The organism is Flavobacterium weaverense, assembly GCF_003688495.1.
GTDB lineage: Bacteria > Bacteroidota > Bacteroidia > Flavobacteriales > Flavobacteriaceae > Flavobacterium > Flavobacterium weaverense.
This window is the reverse complement of the sequence record NZ_REFH01000008.1, coordinates 619160-638107: the sequence shown is the minus strand read 5'-3', so window position 1 is coordinate 638107 and position 18948 is coordinate 619160. Positions and strand designations below refer to the sequence as shown.

At 32.8% G+C, this 18948-nt stretch carries 15 protein-coding genes; 11 read left to right on the top strand and 4 right to left on the bottom strand.

Annotation, left to right across the window (positions count from 1 at the left end; genetic code table 11):
* The first annotated feature begins 11 nt into the window (after positions 1–11).
* Together ubiE and porT are read left to right on the top strand one after the other, a co-directional pair.
* Positions 12–743 carry a bifunctional demethylmenaquinone methyltransferase/2-methoxy-6-polyprenyl-1,4-benzoquinol methylase UbiE gene (gene ubiE, locus BC961_RS06410; RefSeq protein ID WP_121925018.1) on the top strand — a complete coding sequence of 244 codons (732 nt, stop codon included), beginning with the start codon at positions 12–14 and terminating at the stop codon, positions 741–743.
* 1 nt (position 744) lies between these two features.
* Positions 745–1458, top strand: a complete 714-nt coding sequence (porT, locus tag BC961_RS06405; protein WP_121925017.1) for a type IX secretion/gliding motility protein PorT/SprT — start codon at positions 745–747, stop codon at positions 1456–1458.
* A gap of 25 nt (positions 1459–1483) precedes the next feature.
* Here the strand turns inward: porT and BC961_RS06400 are convergent, their stop codons facing one another.
* Entirely contained in the window at positions 1484–2209 is a 726-nt protein-coding gene (locus BC961_RS06400; RefSeq protein WP_121925111.1) for an RNA methyltransferase, read from the bottom strand.
* 37 nt (positions 2210–2246) lie between these two features.
* Between BC961_RS06400 and tamL the strand changes: the two genes are divergently transcribed.
* The 3 genes from tamL to accD all read left to right on the top strand — a co-directional run bounded on the left by tamL (position 2247) and on the right by accD (position 6897).
* Complete coding sequence (gene tamL / locus BC961_RS06395; RefSeq protein WP_121925016.1) at positions 2247–4814, top strand: translocation and assembly module lipoprotein TamL; 2568 nt, start codon at positions 2247–2249, stop codon at positions 4812–4814.
* A 59-nt stretch (positions 4815–4873) separates the two neighbouring features.
* A complete protein-coding gene (gene fbaA, locus BC961_RS06390; RefSeq protein WP_121925015.1) occupies positions 4874–5941 on the top strand; it encodes a class II fructose-bisphosphate aldolase in 1068 nt (355 codons plus the stop codon).
* A 101-nt stretch (positions 5942–6042) separates the two neighbouring features.
* A complete protein-coding gene (gene accD / locus BC961_RS06385) occupies positions 6043–6897 on the top strand; it encodes an acetyl-CoA carboxylase, carboxyltransferase subunit beta (protein ID WP_121925014.1) in 855 nt (284 codons plus the stop codon).
* Between the two features lie 94 nt (positions 6898–6991).
* On the opposite strand, the gene BC961_RS06380 is transcribed toward accD, so the two are convergent.
* Positions 6992–8242 carry an ABC transporter permease gene (locus tag BC961_RS06380; RefSeq protein WP_121925013.1) on the bottom strand — a complete coding sequence of 417 codons (1251 nt, stop codon included), beginning with the start codon at positions 8240–8242 and terminating at the stop codon, positions 6992–6994.
* Positions 8243–8438: 196 nt separating this feature from the next.
* Between BC961_RS06380 and purH the strand changes: the two genes are divergently transcribed.
* The 6 genes from purH (at position 8439) to rodA (ending at position 15659) form a co-directional block, all read left to right on the top strand.
* Positions 8439–9965, top strand: a complete 1527-nt coding sequence (gene purH, locus BC961_RS06375; RefSeq protein WP_121925012.1) for a bifunctional phosphoribosylaminoimidazolecarboxamide formyltransferase/IMP cyclohydrolase — start codon at positions 8439–8441, stop codon at positions 9963–9965.
* Positions 9966–10020: 55 nt separating this feature from the next.
* Positions 10021–11049: a rod shape-determining protein gene (locus BC961_RS06370; protein ID WP_121925011.1), complete on the top strand. Its 1029-nt coding sequence runs from the start codon at positions 10021–10023 to the stop codon at positions 11047–11049.
* Positions 11050–11145: 96 nt separating this feature from the next.
* Positions 11146–11970, top strand: coding sequence for a rod shape-determining protein MreC (gene mreC, locus BC961_RS06365; protein WP_121925010.1), 825 nt, complete (start codon positions 11146–11148; stop codon positions 11968–11970).
* The gene (gene mreD, locus BC961_RS06360) at positions 11963–12469 is read left to right on the top strand and encodes a rod shape-determining protein MreD (RefSeq protein WP_121925009.1); all 507 of its coding nucleotides are present in this window, start codon (positions 11963–11965) and stop codon (positions 12467–12469) included. The genes mreC and mreD overlap by 8 nt, the downstream gene beginning before the upstream one ends.
* The gene (gene mrdA / locus BC961_RS06355; RefSeq protein ID WP_121925008.1) at positions 12466–14418 is read left to right on the top strand and encodes a penicillin-binding protein 2; all 1953 of its coding nucleotides are present in this window, start codon (positions 12466–12468) and stop codon (positions 14416–14418) included. The genes mreD and mrdA overlap by 4 nt, the downstream gene beginning before the upstream one ends.
* 5 nt (positions 14419–14423) lie before the next feature.
* The gene (rodA, locus tag BC961_RS06350; RefSeq protein WP_121925007.1) at positions 14424–15659 is read left to right on the top strand and encodes a rod shape-determining protein RodA; all 1236 of its coding nucleotides are present in this window, start codon (positions 14424–14426) and stop codon (positions 15657–15659) included.
* Positions 15660–15672: 13 nt separating this feature from the next.
* Here rodA and BC961_RS06345 read toward each other — a convergent pair whose 3' ends face one another.
* Both BC961_RS06345 and BC961_RS06340 read right to left on the bottom strand, forming a co-directional pair.
* The gene (locus BC961_RS06345; protein ID WP_121925006.1) at positions 15673–16518 is read right to left on the bottom strand and encodes a DNA/RNA non-specific endonuclease; all 846 of its coding nucleotides are present in this window, start codon (positions 16516–16518) and stop codon (positions 15673–15675) included.
* 154 nt (positions 16519–16672) lie between these two features.
* Entirely contained in the window at positions 16673–18850 is a 2178-nt protein-coding gene (locus BC961_RS06340) for a carboxy terminal-processing peptidase (RefSeq protein WP_121925005.1), read from the bottom strand.
* Positions 18851–18948 lie beyond the last annotated feature (98 nt).

Genomic DNA, 18948 nt, shown 5'->3' with positions numbered 1-18948 from the left:
AAACAAAAAAGATGTCTGAGAAAATAACTCCGTATAAAGATTCAGCCCTAGGCAAGAAAGAACAAGTTGCACAAATGTTTGATACCATTTCTGGTAATTACGACAACTTGAATCGCGTAATTTCTTTTGGAATTGACTTAAAATGGCGTAAAAAAGTACTGAAAATGGTTAGCGCTTCAAATCCAAAGATAATATTGGATATCGCGACTGGAACCGGTGACTTAGCAATTTTAATGGCCCAGACTAATGCGGAGAAAATAATTGGTCTTGATATATCAGCAGGAATGCTTGATGTAGGTAAGAAAAAAATAGCTTCTAAAAATCTCTCTAGTACAATAGATATGATTTTGGCCGACTCTGAAAACATGCCTTTTGAAGATAATTATTTTGATGCGATAACCGTTGCTTTTGGTGTTCGTAATTTTGAAAATTTAGAAAAAGGTCTGAATGAAATCTTAAGAGTCTTAAAGCCAAATGGTGTTTTTGTAATATTAGAAACTTCTGTACCAGATAAAACTCCATTCAAGCAAGGTTACAATTTTTATAGTAAAAATATTCTTCCGTTAATAGGGAAATTATTTTCTAAAGATGATGTTGCTTATGGATATCTTTCAGAATCAGCTGCAGCTTTTCCTTATGGCGAGGCTTTAAACAATATTTTGAGAAAAACTGGGTTTATAGATGTTGTAGCATTGCCTCAAACTTTTGGAGTGGCTACTATTTATTCAGCTTCTAAAAAATAACATGAGAAAATTATTTGTATTACTTTTTTTTGTCAGTATTCTAAATGGTTATGCCCAAAGATCAAAAAATATCTTTAGTAAAGATCCAATAATCAACTTAGAGAATTTTCAAAAAAGCAGAATTTATTATGGCTTCTATTTAGGATTCAACTCTTACGATTTTAAAATAGATTATAAAGAAGTAACACCCGATATATTAGTAAAAAAAACTACTGGCTTTAATGTGGGTATCGTCGCCGATTTAAAACTTCATGAATACGTTAATTTACGATTTGAACCCGGATTGTATTACACTAAAAGAGATTTAAATTATCCAAACAACCCTAATTTCACAAAAAGTTCAGATGCCCTAAGAGAAGTAAATAGCACATACATTCACTTTCCTTTAATATTGAAATTTTCCTCACTCAGAACGGGAAATATTCGTCCATATGCATTAGGCGGATTATCTGCAACGCTAAACTTGTCTAGTAATTCTAAATCATTAGAGGACAACGTTGACGGTCGCTTTAGAGTGAAAGCATGGACTCCTAACTACGAACTAGGTTTAGGAATTGATCTTTTCTCTGAGTACTTTATTTTTTCACCATCGATAAGAGGTGTATTTGGAATAAATGACGAATTAATTAGAGATAAAAATACGTCCAGTCCTTGGACTGGAAACATAGAATCTATGAAAACGAGAGCTATATTTATTAATTTCACCTTCCACTAGAAACAATTTATTTTTGCAGTGCAAATTATCCTTTACGGAATTCGCTCAAAACAATTGCAGTTGCAGTCGCTACATTTAAACTTTCCGTTTTTTGAATGTCACCAAAACGAGGAATTGTGATGCGATTTTGAACTAATTTTTCAAGCTCTTCAGAGATTCCATTAGCTTCATTCCCCATTATTATTATTCCATCTTGTGGCAGATGAGATTTGTAAATATTCTCACCATCCATGAATGTTCCGTAAATAGGAAGTTTAGTTTGTTGTAGAAACTTATTTAAATCGATATAATTCAAATTAACTCTTGCTATCGAACCCATAGTGGCTTGTACTGCTTTTGGATTAAAAAGATCAACAGTCTCCTTTGAACAAAGCACTTGCTGTATTCCAAACCAATCGCACAAACGCAAAATAGTACCTAAATTACCCGGATCTCTAATCGAATCTAATACTAGAATTAAACCATTTTCAATAATGAGTTTTTCTTCTGGCATTTTAAAAATAGCTAAACACGAATTTGGAGTAGCTAATGCACTGATTTTTTTTAAATCATTTTCAGAAATAATTGTTTTCTTTTCCTTCGAAACAGTATCAAAATTATTTTGAGTTGTATACAAATGTTCCAATTCTAAATTTGATTCTAATAACTCTTCAATCCCTTTTACACCCTCGGCAAAAAATAATTTATTGGCATTTCTATATTTTTTTTGCTGCAAACTCGTTATAAGCTTTATTTGGTTTTTACTAACCATAAAATAATGTACTTTTGAATTAAATATTTTAGAACACTTGAAAAAGACTTCCACAAAAATAACTGCATTTATTGTAATTGCAATACTAATTTCTGCATGTAACGCTGTAAAAAGAGTTCCAGATGGCAAATTACTGCTAACTAAGAACCAAATTACTGTTAATGATAAGAAAACTAAGGAGGAAGGTGTTTTTAACCAGTTGTATCAAAAACCTAATAGTACTTTTTTAGGTTACAGACTTCGCTTGAACCTTTATAATTTTGCGAATCTAAATCCTGACTCCACTTATCAAGCTAAGTTCGCTAATAATCCAGGAAAGTATGAGAGAAAATCGAAGTGGCTTTCTGCAAAACAAGTTGATAGGCTTGGTCAATCTTTTTGGTATCACGGTATTCATGATTTTTTAATTAAAACGGGGGAACCACCCGTAATTATTGATCAAGAGAAAGCTAAAAAATCTTTATTACGACTAAAATATTACTACTTTAACAATGGTTTTTTTAATGTTGATGCCGCCTTTAAATTAGATACTGTAGGCATTAAAAAAGCTAAAATTAAATATGACATAACATTAGGGAATGCCTTCTTTTTAGATTCGGTAAAAGCGTCTATTTCAACTCCAGCACTAGATTCATTGTATCAGTTGAATAAATTTAATACGTTCATAAAATCAGGGAAGCAATACAAAACTGACGATTTTGAGGATGAGAGAAACCGTATTACGACTAATTTTAGAAATAATGGTGCTTATTATTTTCAGCCTAATTACGTGACATTTAATATCGACACAATCAAAAAAGTGAATAAAGCAGATATCACTTTGATGATTAACAATTATTCTTTTCAAGATCGCGATTCGACAAGAACTGAACCTTTTAAATTATATAAAATAAGTGATGTTAATATTTACACTGATTACTCACCTAGTAGTAATTCATTAAAGATTACTGATAGCTCTACTTATAAAAATTTTAATTTATACAGTCAGAAAAAATTAAAATACAAACCAAAAGCAATTACTGATGCTATTTTCATCTCAAAAGGTGGAATGTATGCTGATTTTAGAACCGTATTAACGACTCGATATCTTAACAACCTGAAAATTTTCAACTATCCTACCATACAGTATGAAGTTGATAAAAGAGATACGACCGCACAGTCATTGATTGCAAAAGTATATTTAACGCCCAGAAAAAAATATAGTTTTGGAACAACATTAGATATCACGCATTCTAATATTCAAGACTTCGGTATCGGACTGAGCGTTTCTGAAACAATACGAAATGTCTTTAACGGAGCAGAGACGCTTGAATTGGCAGCACGTGGAAATGTAGGATCCTCGAAAGATTTAGCAAATCCTAAAAACAATTTCTTCAACGTTTTAGAATACGGATTAGATTTAAAACTAAACATTCCGCGAATTCTAATGCCTTTCAATACTGATAGAATCATACCCAAGCGAATGATTCCGTCCACATTAGCAACTATAGGTTTTGCAAAACAGCAAAATATAGGTTTAGATAAAGAAAATTTTACTGGAGGATTATCGTATAATTGGACACCAAAAATAAACAATACAGCACGATTTGATTTATTCAACACTCAGTTCGTTAGAAACTTAAATCCTAGGAATTATTTCAATGTTTACGGATCTTCATACAAAGCGCTAAATAACATTAGTAAAGCCTATAATACAAATACTTCTTACTACAACAATCCTACTGACCAAAATCTAGCAATTGAAAGAGGAACACGTGGATTTACAAATGATGTTTTAAATGGAACAGGAAGCTTTTTAAAACCACTTGAAAACGCAGATTTAGAAGCTGTAAAAAGCATCGAAGAACGAAGACTTAGACTAACTGAAAATGACTTTATTTTTGCGACCAGTTTTACTTTTTCAAAAACAACAAAAAAAGATTTGACAGATAATAATTTTTATCTTTTTAAAACTAAAATAGAATCTGCAGGAACAATTTTAAGTGCATTCGCAAAAACTACTAACCAAAAGAAAAGCATAAACGGTAACTACCAAATTTTTAATTTGGAATATTCAGAATACATTAAAACTGAATTTGATTATATAAAGCATTGGGATTTATCCAAAGAAAAAATACTAGCATTTAGATCGTTTTTTGGGATTGCTATACCTTTTGGTAATTCTAATTATATTCCTTTTTCACGAAGTTACTTCTCTGGAGGATCGAATGACAATAGAGCGTGGCAACCCTACGGTTTAGGACCAGGAAGTAGTGGTGGTCTTGATGATTTTAATGAGGCTAATATGAAAATTGCCTTAAGCGGTGAATTTAGATTTAAAGTAGCGGGAAGTTTAAAAGGAGCTGTTTTTGCTGACGCAGGAAACATCTGGAATGTCCTTGATAATGTTACTGATGAAAAATCAACATTTACAGGATTTAAAGATTTAAAAGACATTGCCTTGGGTTCTGGATTTGGACTGCGATATGATTTAAGTTTTTTTGTAATTCGTTTTGACTTAGGATTTAAAACATACAATCCAGCCAATGAATCCAACAGAAGATGGTTTAGAGAATACAACTTTTCAAACTCCGTTTTAAATTTCGGAATAAATTATCCGTTCTAGTGCTAATTAATTCTTATTTTTGCAGGACTAAAAACTAAAAAAAAACTAAAAAATTTACAATGGCACACAACATTAAACCAGGCGTAGCTACAGGAGATCAAGTTCAAGAAATCTTTAATTATGCAAAAGAAAAAGGTTTTGCATTACCAGCAGTAAACGTTACGGGCTCAAGTACAATCAACGGTGTTCTTGAAACTGCAGCAAAATTAAATGCTCCAGTTATCATTCAATTTTCTAACGGAGGAGCACAATTTAATGCTGGAAAAGGACTTTCTAATGCAAATGAAAAAGCTGCGATCGCCGGTGGAATTGCTGGTGCTTTACATATTCATGCTCTAGCGGAAGCTTACGGAGCAACTGTAATTTTGCACACTGACCATTGTGCAAAAAAATTACTACCTTGGATTGACGGGTTATTGGATGCTTCAGAAGCGCATTTTGCTAAAACTGGAAAACCGCTTTACTCCTCCCACATGATTGATTTATCTGAAGAGCCTATCGAAGAGAACATCGAAATTTGCAAAGGTTATTTAGAGAGAATGAGCAAAATGGGAATGACTCTTGAAATCGAACTTGGTATTACAGGTGGTGAAGAAGACGGTGTGGATAACTCAGATGTAGATAGCTCAAAATTATACACACAACCAGAAGAAGTGGCTTACGCATACGAAGAACTTTTGAAAGTTAGCCCAAGATTTACAATTGCTGCTGCTTTTGGAAACGTGCACGGAGTTTACAAACCTGGAAACGTGAAGTTGACTCCAAAAATCTTAAAAAATTCGCAAGATTTTGTTCAAACTAAATTTAAAACGGGCCATAACCCAGTTGATTTCGTTTTTCATGGTGGATCAGGTTCTACTTTAGAAGAAATTAGAGAAGGTATTAGCTACGGTGTAATTAAAATGAATATTGACACAGATTTGCAATTTGCATACACAGAAGGTATTCGTGATTACATGGTTAAAAATATTGACTACTTGAAAACGCAAATTGGAAATCCAGACGGTGCTGATGTACCAAATAAAAAATACTACGATCCAAGAAAATGGGTACGTGAAAGTGAAGTTACTTTCAACACAAGACTTGAACAAGCATTTGCTGACTTGAACAATGTGAATACATTATAAAAATAGTATTTAGTATTCGGTTTTTAATCTTCAGTTAGTACGATTGATTATTAAAAACTGAATACTGAATATTTGATTACTGAACACTGAATACTAGAAAAATGGCTTGGTTTAAAAGAAAAGAAAAAGGGATTACGACTGCTACTGAGGACAAAATGGATATTCCAAAAGGACTTTGGTACAAATCTCCAACGGGAAAAATTATTGACGCCGATGAACTTGCACGTAATCTATTTGTAAGTCCAGAAGATGGTTTCCACGTTAGAATTGGAAGCGCCGAGTATTTCCAAATCCTATTTGACAACAATGAGTTTGTTGAATTAGATAAAAACATGACTTCTAAAGATCCTTTAAATTTTGTTGATACAAAAAAATATGGTGATCGTTTGAAAGATGTGATGGAAAAAACCAAATTGAAAGATGCAGTGCGCACAGGAGTTGGTAAATCAAAAGGGAAAGAGTTAGTAATTTGCTGTATGGATTTTGCCTTTATTGGTGGATCAATGGGTGCGGTTGTGGGAGAAAAAATCGTTAGAGGAATTGATCACGCAATTAAAAACAAACTTCCATTTGTTATGATCTCAAAATCAGGTGGAGCTCGTATGATGGAAGCAGCTTATTCATTGATGCAGCTAGCTAAAACATCTGTTAAACTAGCCCAGTTAGCAGATGCTAAACTACCATACATTTCACTTTGTACTGACCCAACAACTGGAGGAACAACAGCTTCTTATGCGATGTTAGGAGATATCAATATTTCTGAGCCAGGAGCATTAATTGGATTTGCAGGACCTCGAGTTGTTAGAGATACTACAGGAAAAGATTTACCTGAAGGATTTCAAACTGCTGAATTTTTATTAGAGCACGGTTTCTTAGATTTTATTACACCTAGAAAACAATTAAAAGACAACATTAACTTATACATCGATTTGATTCAAAACAACGATATAAGATAAATTTGTATAACAATAGTGTTTAAAAAAAATAGCTTCTAAAATTTTGGAAGCTATTTTTTTTGCTTAGATATTGTTGTGAATTAGAAATAACTATTTACATTCCAGTTCTAATAGCTTCAACTGGATCGAGTTTAGATGCTGCAATAGCTGGAAGAATACCTGATATTAATCCAATTGCTGCTGCAAGTCCTGTTCCTAAAACTATATTTCCTACTCCTAATACGAACTCAAAATCTAAAGCTTTTGTTAGAATCACGGAAATAATCCAAACTAGTAAAAGTCCAATAACTCCACCTATAACTGATAATATTACTGCTTCAAATAAAAACTGAAACATTATAAATCTATTTTTTGCTCCTAATGATTTTTGAATTCCTATTAAATTAGTTCTCTCTTTTACCGAAACAAACATAATATTGGCGATTCCGAATCCACCTACCAATAGTGAAAACCCACTAATAATCCATCCCACTACATTCATCTGTCCTAAAATACCATCAATAAGATCTGTAAAACCCGAAAAAACATTTATAAAAAAATTGTCAATTTCTCCAGCTTTCAAACCTCTAAAACTTCTTAGCTTTTGAGTAATTTCTCCTTGATACGCTTCCATATCCGCGCCTTTAGCTGGCTTAAAAATAATAACGTTAGTCAATGAATTATTATTATCGCCATATAATTGACGAACAAAATTTACAGGTATATAAGCAGCTGTATCATTACTATCTCCAAATAATCCTGAACCCTCTTTTTTCATCACTCCAATAACTGTAAATCGTTTTCCATATAATCGAACATTTTTTCCAATAGGATCAAAACCTTCAAATAAAGATTTGGCTATTTCATTTCCTAACACAATTACTGTCGCTCCTGAATTAGCTTCAGATTCATTATAAAATCGTCCGCTTTCAAATTCGATACCTTGAATATCGATGAATTCGTGAGAAACAGGAATTATTTTTACATCACTTACTGTTTTGGAATCGTACTTAATTGCTTCTCTTCTCGTAAAAATTTGGTAAGCCATCTGGGCAGTATTTGTCATCGCTCCTTTCATGTACGTGTACTCATCGTACTTAACATTAGGAAACTGTTCTCTTTTCCATTGCGGAATCTCTGATGGACCAAATGAAAACTTCATCAAATAAATAGTGTTTTTATCTAAGCTGCTTAAGTCTTTAGTGATTTTTCTGTCCAATGAATCAACAGCAGCAAGAACTGCAATGATGGAGAAAATTCCAATAGTCACTCCTAACAAAGAAAGTAAGGTTCTTAATTTATTATTTTTCAATGCATTCATTGCAAAGCCAAAACTCTCTTTTAATAACCTAAGGTAAACTAGCATACAATCTATTTTTGTTAAAGTAAAATTCCATAAATAATTGTCAAAATCCTAATGAAATATTTTTTGAATATCAGCAGATGCTACTATTTCATGTCTACCAATAAAATAGAAGTAAAAATTACAATTATCTCGTTTTCAAATGCCTTTATTTTAACATTAAAAAACTATTTTTGCATTTTATAACTATAACTACATAATGAGCACTACTAAAACAATTCAATCAGCATTAATCTCTGTATTTTCTAAAGAAGGATTAGAACCTATAGTAAGACAACTAAACAGTCAAAATGTTACACTTTATTCTACAGGTGGAACAGAGGATTTTATAAAAAATCTTGGAATTCCAGTAATTCCTGTTGAAGATGTAACTTCTTACCCTTCTATTTTAGGTGGCCGAGTGAAAACTTTACACCCGAAAGTTTTTGGTGGAATATTAAATCGTCAGGATAATGAAAGTGATGTTCAACAAATGAAAGAGTTTGACATCCCGCAAATTGACTTAGTAATTGTTGATTTATACCCTTTTGAAAAAACAGTTGCTTCTGGCGCAAGCGAAGCAGATATTATTGAAAAAATTGATATTGGTGGAATTTCATTGATTCGTGCTGCTGCAAAAAATTTCAAGGATACTGTAATTGTTTCTTCAGTAGATCAATATAGTTTATTGCTTGATTTAATTACTTCTCAAAACGGAGCAACAACATTAGAAAACAGAAAACTTCTTGCAACTAAAGCTTTTCACGTTTCTTCTCATTACGATGGTGCTATTTTTAACTATTTCAATACTGATGAAACAATCTATAAAGAAAGCATCGCTGATGGACAAGTGTTAAGATACGGAGAGAACCCACATCAAAAAGGATACTTCTTTGGTGAATTTGACGCAATGTTTAACAAAGTACATGGAAAAGAATTGTCATACAACAATTTATTAGATGTTGATGCTGCAGTAAACTTGATCAATGAATTTAAAAACGACGGTCCAACGTTTGCAATACTAAAACACAATAACGCGTGTGGATTAGCAACTAGACCAACTATTAGCGAGGCTTATAACGTCGCTTTAGCTTGTGATCCAACTTCAGCTTTTGGAGGAGTTTTAATTTCGAACACTAAAATAGATGTTGCAACCGCTACAGAAATAAACAAATTATTTTGCGAAGTAGTTATAGCACCTGCTTATGATGACGAGGCTAAAGCAATTTTAGAAGAAAAGAAAAACAGAATTATATTGATTCAAAATGAAGTTGAACTTCCTAATAAACAAGTAAGAACTTGCCTAAATGGACTTTTAATTCAAGAAAGAAACAATATCACTGACAATAAAGAAGCTTTAAAAACCGTTACAGTAACAGCACCTACTGAACAAGAAATTAAAGATTTAATATTTGCTTCAAAAATATGTAAAAACACTAAATCGAATACGATTGTTTTTGCAAAAAATGGAACACTTATTTCCTCTGGAACAGGACAAACTTCAAGAGTAGATGCATTGCTACAAGCAATTGAAAAAGCAAAGAATTTCGGATTTGATTTGAATGGAGCTTCTATGGCAAGTGATGCTTTTTTCCCTTTCCCAGATTGCGTGGAATTAGCTAAAAAAGCAGGGATTACAGCAGTAATTCAGCCTGGAGGATCAATAAAAGATGAACTAAGTATTAATTATTGCAATGAAAATAAAGTTGCAATGGTATTTACGGGAACTCGTCATTTCAAACATTAATTTGTTTAACTTTGCATCCTATTATTTATTATAAATTTTAACCCTTAAAAAACTTATGGGATTTTTTGATTTCATGACCGAGGATATTGCGATAGACCTTGGTACCGCTAATACTTTAATCATACATAATGATAAAGTTGTAATTGACAGCCCATCAATAGTCGCTCGTGATAGGGTTTCGGGTAAAATCATTGCTGTTGGTAAAGAAGCCAACATGATGCAAGGTAAAACACATGAAAACATTAAGACCATAAGGCCTTTGAAAGATGGTGTAATTGCTGACTTTGATGCTTCAGAAAAAATGATTAGTATGTTTATCAAAAGCATACCAGCATTGAAGAAAAGAATGTTTACTCCTGCGTTAAGAATGATAGTATGTATCCCTTCTGGTATTACTGAAGTGGAAATGAGAGCTGTAAAAGAATCTTGTGAACGCGTTAACGGTAAAGAAGTATATTTAATTCATGAGCCAATGGCTGCGGCTATAGGTATCGGAATTGATATTATGCAACCTAAAGGGAACATGATTGTTGACATAGGTGGTGGAACAACTGAAATTGCAGTTATTGCATTAGGCGGGATTGTTTGCGACAAATCAGTGAAAATTGCTGGTGATGTTTTTACAAATGATATCGTTTATTACATGCGTACACAACACAACCTTTTTGTTGGAGAAAGTACTGCTGAAAAGATAAAAATCCAAATTGGGGCTGCTATTGAAGATCTAGAAACTCCTCCAGAGGACATGTCAGTTCAAGGTAGAGATTTACTAACTGGTAAGCCTAAACAAGTTGAAGTTTCTTATAGAGAAATTGCCAAAGCATTAGACAAATCAATTCAACGTATTGAAGATGCAGTAATGGAAACATTATCGCAAACTCCTCCAGAATTAGCTGCTGATATTTACAACACTGGAATTTATCTTGCAGGTGGTGGATCAATGTTGAGAGGTCTTGATAAAAGAATTTCTCAAAAAACAGATCTACCAGTATATATCGCGGAAGATCCATTAAGAGCAGTTGTAAGAGGAACTGGAATGGCACTTAAAAACGTTACTAAATTTAAAAGTATTCTTATAAAATAACGAAAAGATAAATTCTAAATTCTAATCCTCGATAGTGGAGCGATTAGAATTTAGAATTACATTTTTGATTTTTTTTTAAATATTCAATTTCATAAAATGCAGCAAATATTTAATTTTATTTTTAAAAACAGTAACAGAATACTGTTTTTGCTGCTTTTAACTATATCGTTGTCCTTAACGATACAGTCACATTCTTTCCACAGAAGTAAGATTATAAGCTCAGCAAATTTTTTAAGTGGTGGAGTTTATGAAAAAGTGAGTAATCTTAATGAGTATTTGAATCTAAAAACTCAAAACGATGCTCTTGCTATTGAAAATGCTAAACTAAAAAGTCTTTTATTTAACGCTAAAGACACTGCTTCAGCTAGAAAACTTGATAGCTTAAAAGGCGTAAAGCTGGAAGATATTATTGTTTCAAAAGTAATTCATAACTCCTATAATGTTTACGAAAATTACCTGACTTTAAATTCTGGTGAGTTAGATGGTGTGAAATCTGACATGGGTGTTGTCAATAGTTTAGGTATTGTTGGAATTATAGAAAACACCTCGCCAAGATATTCTACTGTAATAAGTATATTAAACAAAAGAACTCAAATCAACGCTAAGATTAAAAAGTCTGATCATTTTGGTTCATTAAACTGGAATGGTAAAAGCACTGGTTTTGTCCAACTAACAGATCTTCCTAGACTTGCATTAATCAAAGTTGGAGACACAGTTGTTACTGGTGGACAATCTGTGATATTTCCTGAGAACATTAACATTGGAACAATCGCTAAAATTTATAGAGATACTCAAACTAATTTTTACACACTAGATATCAAACTTTTTAATGACATGACAAATCTAGGTCATGTATATATTATCAAAAGAAAAGATCGCGACGAAGTTATTAATTTAGAAAAAAAACTAAAAGATGAATAGTGCCTTGTTAGCCAATATTTTTCGTTTTTTGCTATTACTAGCCGTTCAGATCATCATATTCAATAATATGAACTTTTTGGGCTACATAAGTCCATTTCCATATATTTTGTTTATAATCTTGTATCCCGTAAATGGTAATAAATCTGGTTTAATAGCGGCGAGTTTTTTACTTGGAATAATCATGGATTTATTTAGTAATTCTGGAGGAACGCATGCAACAGCCTGTTTAGTTTTAGCTTACTTTAGGCCATCCATTTTCAAGTTTGCTTTTGGACTAAGTTATGAATATCAAACAATAAAATTAAATGATGTTTTAACACCACAACGATTTTCATTTATATTACTATCAGTTGTTATACATCACTTTACCTTATTTTTATTAGAGGCTTTCCAGTTGACCTATATATTAGATACTTTAATAACGACATTATTAAGTACTGTATTCACCATCATAATTTGTATTATTATCATATATCTTATTAAGCCTAACAAAAGATGAGAAAAGTCTTGTTGCCTTCTTTAATTATCATTGCCACTTCATTACTTTTAATTCGAATTTTTTACTTACAGGTTGTTGACGATACTTTAAAATTAAAGTCGGAGAATAACGCTATCAAAAAAAAATACGAATATCCAGAGCGTGGCTATATATATGATCGAAAAGGAAAGTTATTAGTTGCTAATCAAGCGTCTTATGACATTATGGTAATTCCTCGCGAGGTAAAAAAAACTGACACATTAGAGTTTTGCCAATTACTGAACATCACTAAAGAAGACTTTATCCAAAAAATTGCAAAGGCTAAAGTATACAGTCCTAGACTTCCCTCCGTTTTCTTATCGCAATTAAACAAAAGTGAATTTGCTGCTTTCCAAGAAAAAATTCGAAAATATGAAGGCTTTTATTTCCAAAAACGTTCGTTGAGGGATTACGAAGTAGGTTTTGGCGCTAATATTTTTGGATTCATCACTCAAGTTAATGAGAGATTAGTTGCTAAAAACCCGTACTATAACAGCGGTGACTTAATAGGACAACAAGGTGTAGAACAGAGCTATGAAGACCTTTTGAGAGGTGTCAAAGGAGTTAAATATGTTCAAAAAGACAAGTACAATCGCGAAATCGGTTCGTATAAGGATGGAAAGTATGATACTATCGCCGTACAAGGTGAAGACATCAATCTTACTATTGACGCTGAACTACAAAAATATGGAGAGGAATTAATGCTCAACAAAAGAGGAGGAATTGTTGCCATTGAACCTAGTTCAGGTGAAATACTAGCGTTAGTAACAGCACCATCTTATGATCCTGGAATATTAGTGGGAAGACAACGCTCTAAAAATTACACTGAATTATATCGCGACTCTATTGCAAAACCACTTTATGACAGAGGCTTATTAGCCGAATATCCACCAGGTTCCCCGTTTAAAATTTTAACCGGACTTATTGGGTTGCAGGAAGGCGTAATTAATGAACAAACAACTTTCTATTGCAACCATGGATTTAGTTATGGACGCGGTAGATTTATGAAATGTCACGCGCACCCACCTGCCCAACAATTACATAACGGGATTTATAATTCTTGCAATACTTATTTTGCACAAGCCTTTATGCTAACCATAAACAAATACAATAATCCAGCTAAAGCAGTAGATATTTGGAGTAATCACGTAAAAAGCTTTGGTCTAGGTCAATTTATGGGGTATGATTTACCAACAGGTAAAAGAGGAAAAATCCCAGATTCGAAAACTTATAAAAAAATCTATCCTAATGGAGGTTGGAGATCTACCACTATCGTTTCTAATGCTATCGGACAGGGAGAAATAGTAATGACTCCAATTCAGTTAGCAAACATGATGGCGACAATTGCTAATGAAGGTTATTATTACACGCCTCACATCATCAAAAAAATAGAAGAGCATAAAATAGATGAGAAGTTTACAACAAAACATGTAACTACCATCGATAAAAAACATTTTAAGCCAATTATAAGCGGTCTTTCGGACGTTTTTAACTTAGGTACTGCAAGAGCTCTTAAAGTTGAAGGAATAGACATTTGCGGTAAAACAGGTACAGCAGAAAATTTTGCAAAAATTGGAGGTAAAAGAGTACAATTAAAAGATCACTCCATATTTGTAGCTTTCGCGCCAAAAGACAATCCAAAAATAGCAATTGCTGTAATGGTTGAAAATGGAGGGTTTGGAGCTGCGATAGCTGGACCAATTGCCAGCTTAATGATTGAGAAATACCTTCGTCAAAAAATCACAAGAATTGATTTAGAGAAAAAGATATTGGCGACTAGTTTACAAAGTGAATATGCTAAACTAGGCGGGCTTTCTGCAAAAGTAAAGGCACAAATGAGAATTCGCGATTCGATTTTAAACAAAAAAATAGCAATTCCAGTAGTTAAAGTGAAAATTGATACTACAAAAGAGAAAAAACAAGCGATATAATTCAGATGAAAAACCAAAGTGTATCAAACAATATTGACTGGATAAGTATAGTAATTTATACGTTATTAGTTATTTTGGGCTGGCTAAATATATACTCTTCATCCTTGTCTTCAATGGAGGACACGTATCAGAAGCAATTGATATTTATTGTTCTAACCATTCCTTTGATTTTCGTAGTGCTATCAGTTGATGGCAAATTTTACGAAAAGTATGCCAGTATTATTTTTATAATCTCCTTACTGTCATTAGTAGGCTTATTCGCCTTTGGAAAAACAATTGCTGGACAGCGTTGTTGGTATGCAATAGGTAGTTTTACATTACAACCTTCTGAATTTGCAAAAGCCGCAACATCATTGGCGCTAGCAAAATATTTAAGTGACACTCAAATAAATTTAAAAGAAGTCAGTCGACAATGGCAAGCCCTCGCTATTATACTATTACCTGTAATGTTAATTTTGCCACAGCCCGATCCTGGGAGTGCGTTAATCTATAGCATTTTTATAATTGTTTTGTACCGTGAAGGCTTACCTGCTTGGTATGTAGTAACTGGTTTTGTGACTGTACTGTTATTTATCTTAACACTAGTATTAGAACCGCAATATGTGATACTAATAGGACTTGCAGTTTTAGTCATCGTCCATTTTAAATCTAGATTAGGCGACCGAAACATTGTTTTAAGTAGCATACTTTTCGCGCTTATTACTGCATTTGTTTTTTCTGTCGACTACGTATTTGACAACTTATTCAAACAGCATCATAGAGACCGTTTCAACATCCTTTTAGGAAAAACAGTAGACATGAAAGGAATAGGATATAACACAAACCAATCAGAAATCGCAATCGGATCTGGTGGTTGGATTGGAAAAGGATTTCTTGAAGGAACACAAACAAAAGGTGGATTTGTACCGGAACAACATACCGATTATATTTTCACAACTGTAGGTGAAGAGTGGGGTTTCGCTGGTTCATTAGTTGTAATTGCACTTTTTGCAGGTTTATTTCTTAGAATAATCTATTTAGCTGAAAGGCAAAAAACAAAATTTAGTAGAGTTTACGGTTATTGTGTCGCTGGAATTTTATTTACACACTTTTTTGTAAATATTGCGATGGTTGTTGGTATATTCCCAACAATTGGAGTGCCACTGCCCTTTTTCTCTTATGGAGGATCAGGACTTTGGGGATTCACGATCTTACTGTTTATCTTTATAAAAATGGATGCTAATAAAGTGAATGAGTGGTAAATTATATTGCCTACTATTTAAAACTCCAATCTTTATAATCAGTGTTGCGTTCTAGTATATCTTCCACTTTATCTTCTAATTTTGGGAAGAAATCTATTCCCGTTAATTTTTCAATGCTATCAACAGACACCACAAATTCATAAAGTGGCTTATCACTTTTTTCGTTTGGAACTAAAAACGCGATCATTTTAGATTTGTTTCCAACTGTGCTCATTAGTACTTTATAGAAATATTTAGGTACTGAAACTTTTTCCTTCCCTATTGTTGGCAATGAGCTTTCTAAAACACCTCCCGTAACGACATATAAACCATCATATTTTACAGCCCAATAACGTACTTTTTGCTCTAATCTATTCCAGACTCCTTCATTAAATTTATGATCTTGGGGTGAAATATTTGAGGTTAAGAAAGTGTCGTTGTATGCGTTCTGATCGAAAGCCATATCACCCGCTGGGCAAAGATGTCCTTTATCGTAGCCGGAGTTTTTATAGTTTTTCCAATCTGCAGAACCGGTTGTAACCTTCGAGTCTTCTATAAAATAAGGTCTTTTAAAATTACTGTTTTGCACATGAGACTTCTTTAATTCGTATGCAACCCACTCTGCTTGCTCAAATTCTTCATTGTACGAAAGTGTATAATAACTGTGGTTGACAATTTGATTAGTTGTTGAAGTTGGTAAAAAGTCAAAATTACCACCCGTCATCGCCGTATCATTATAGTCATCAGTATTTACTCTTCCACCTTCAAAAGACTTTTCAGTTTGTATCGTTGTGTCATTATCATTGGATTGGTTTTTATTACATGAATAAAAACACGTCAACGAAAATAATAAAATTATAAACGAGCTGTTTGTCTTCATTATACTATTTTAGATTGATTATTCTGGTTTGAATAAGAAAACAAGATACTTATAAAAAGTAAAATATCATTTATAAAGTGAAGTATAAAAAAACGCTCCAAAAGAAAATTTCCTTCAGAGCGCATTTTTATATGAATTACCGATTTATGATCTATTAAGATTTAACTAATTTTTCTTTTTTAATAGTAACTGGAATCGCTTTTTTAGTAATTGTTTTGGATTGCAAATCATCTAAAACATTAAGCGCTTCTTCAACATATATATCTTTCGCTAATGCTTCATGCCACCTTTCTCTTTTTTCTTTCAAAGTAGCATCATTATTCATTACGTCTGTCTCATAAGGTAAAGATGTAAATGTCAATGTATTCTTGTAATCAAAGATTGGTTTGTATTTTTTAGCTTTCTCTTCAATTTCAGTTTGTGCCGTTTTGAATTTATCGATGTTTAAATTATATACATTTTCTTTACTTCTGCTATCAATCCATTTTGCGTTTTCCTCAATTAACTGGAACTGCGGATTACTACTAATTCTACTTTTACTGTTAGCAATTGCTTGATTAAAATTTGCATTTTTATTCCATTCTGTATACTCAGCCTTATCAATTTTATCCCATGGCATTGCGTTACTAATATCACGTTCACCCATTTTTAAATACGCATATCTATCTGGCATTACGATATCACTTCTTACTCCTTCAAGTTGGGTTGAGCCTCCGTTTATTCTATAGAACTTTTGAGTTGTAGTTTTAACCGCTCCTAGGTCACCCGCAGAACTACTGCGAACAAATTGGTTTAAATCAATAACATTTTGTACCGTTCCTTTACCATAAGTTTGTTTACTACCAATGATAATTCCTCTTTTATAATCTTGAATTGCAGCTGCTAAAATTTCTGAAGCTGAAGCAGAGAAACTATTTACCATGATCACTAATGGTCCATCCCACTCAATCTTTTTATCTCTATCGTATAGAACTTCTTTTCTTCGACCTGCTGATTTGATTTGGACGATTGGCCCTTGTTCAATAAATAAACCGGCAATATCTACAACAGTAGATAAAGATCCACCACCATCATCGCGAACATCTAATACGATTCCATCTACACCAGCTTTTTTCAATCGGTCTACTTCAATAGCGATATCTTTTCCAGCATCTCTACCGTCTTTATTTTCGAAATCAATATAGAATTTCGGCAAATAGATAACCCCATATTTCAATCCGTCTTTATTCACAACGCTTGACTTTGCGTATGTTTCCTCAATTTCAACGATGTCTCTAATGATCGGAATAACCTTAATAGTTCCATCTACTTTCTTAACGGTCAATCGAACTTCAGAACCTTTAGGTCCTTTTATTTTTTTAACAACATCATCAAGACGCATTCCCACTACTTCTACTGCCTCACTTTTACCTTGAGCCACTTTCATGATTAAGTCACCTGCTTCTAAAAGTTTTCCTCTCCATGCTGGTCCACCAGATATAAGTTCTGTGATTTCAGTAAAATCATTTTTCTTTTGTAGACGAGCTCCAATACCTTCTAACTTACCACTAATACTAACATCAAAACGCTCTTTTTCCTCTGGCGCAAAATAGTTTGTATGTGGGTCAAAACGAGCTGTGATTGAATTTACGTATACAGAAAACCAATCATTTCGATTTAAGTCTTTTATAAAACCAAAATACTCATCTAAAGATTTAGCGGAACTTTCTCTCGTTTCCTTTTCTAATGCTTCAAAAGATTTAGCCTCGTATTTAGGATCATTTTTCTTCTTGTCTTCCTCTAACTTTTGCTTATCAGTCAACGAAGAAAGAGTAGTCAATTTAATCTGCTTACGCCATCTGTCTTTTAATTCTGCTAAGTTTTTTGGATAAGGAGCCTTCTCATAATCAATATTGAAACTTTCATCAACAGTATAGTCGAATGGCTTACTTAAAATTTCCTTATATATTTTAGCACTTTCATCCATTCTTTTCATCAAACGATCATAAGTAAGACTAAAAAAAGATAAATCTTTATTTAGCAACTGATCATCTAACTGCAGCTCAAATTTTGAAAATTCATCAATATCTGCTTGCAAAAAGAATCTTTTTGAAGGATCAAGTGCATCTATATAGTCTTTGTAAATACCTTTCGAAAATGTATCATCAATTGTCGCAGGACTGTAATGTCCTTTTTCAATAACAAAAGTTAACAACTCTAAAAGCAACTTATCCTTTTCTGGATCGTTAGCTTTTGTTGAATTCATTTTGAAAGCAAATAATGTCACCGACATAAGTACGACAACAAGGATAATTTTATAATTTCTTTTCATAAAGTTAAGAATAGTATTCATGAATTTTTTATTCTAATTTACGGTAAAAACCATGCCATCGGCAGCATAGTGCGCATAAATTTTTGTTAAAGATATAAAATACTTCTTTTTTTACTATT

Coding starts and splice junctions, on each gene's coding strand:
- porT (WP_121925017.1), top strand. CDS start 745: ATGAGAAAATTATTTGTATTACTTTTTTTTGTCAGTATTCTAAATGGT.
- BC961_RS06370 (WP_121925011.1), top strand. CDS start 10,021: ATGGGATTTTTTGATTTCATGACCGAGGATATTGCGATAGACCTTGGT.
- mreD (WP_121925009.1), top strand. CDS start 11,963: ATGAATAGTGCCTTGTTAGCCAATATTTTTCGTTTTTTGCTATTACTA.
- mreC (WP_121925010.1), top strand. CDS start 11,146: ATGCAGCAAATATTTAATTTTATTTTTAAAAACAGTAACAGAATACTG.
- ubiE (WP_121925018.1), top strand. CDS start 12: ATGTCTGAGAAAATAACTCCGTATAAAGATTCAGCCCTAGGCAAGAAA.
- BC961_RS06400 (WP_121925111.1), bottom strand. CDS start 2,209: ATGGTTAGTAAAAACCAAATAAAGCTTATAACGAGTTTGCAGCAAAAA.
- BC961_RS06345 (WP_121925006.1), bottom strand. CDS start 16,518: ATGAAGACAAACAGCTCGTTTATAATTTTATTATTTTCGTTGACGTGT.
- BC961_RS06380 (WP_121925013.1), bottom strand. CDS start 8,242: ATGCTAGTTTACCTTAGGTTATTAAAAGAGAGTTTTGGCTTTGCAATG.
- purH (WP_121925012.1), top strand. CDS start 8,439: ATGAGCACTACTAAAACAATTCAATCAGCATTAATCTCTGTATTTTCT.
- fbaA (WP_121925015.1), top strand. CDS start 4,874: ATGGCACACAACATTAAACCAGGCGTAGCTACAGGAGATCAAGTTCAA.
- rodA (WP_121925007.1), top strand. CDS start 14,424: ATGAAAAACCAAAGTGTATCAAACAATATTGACTGGATAAGTATAGTA.
- accD (WP_121925014.1), top strand. CDS start 6,043: ATGGCTTGGTTTAAAAGAAAAGAAAAAGGGATTACGACTGCTACTGAG.
- BC961_RS06340 (WP_121925005.1), bottom strand. CDS start 18,850: ATGAATACTATTCTTAACTTTATGAAAAGAAATTATAAAATTATCCTT.
- mrdA (WP_121925008.1), top strand. CDS start 12,466: ATGAGAAAAGTCTTGTTGCCTTCTTTAATTATCATTGCCACTTCATTA.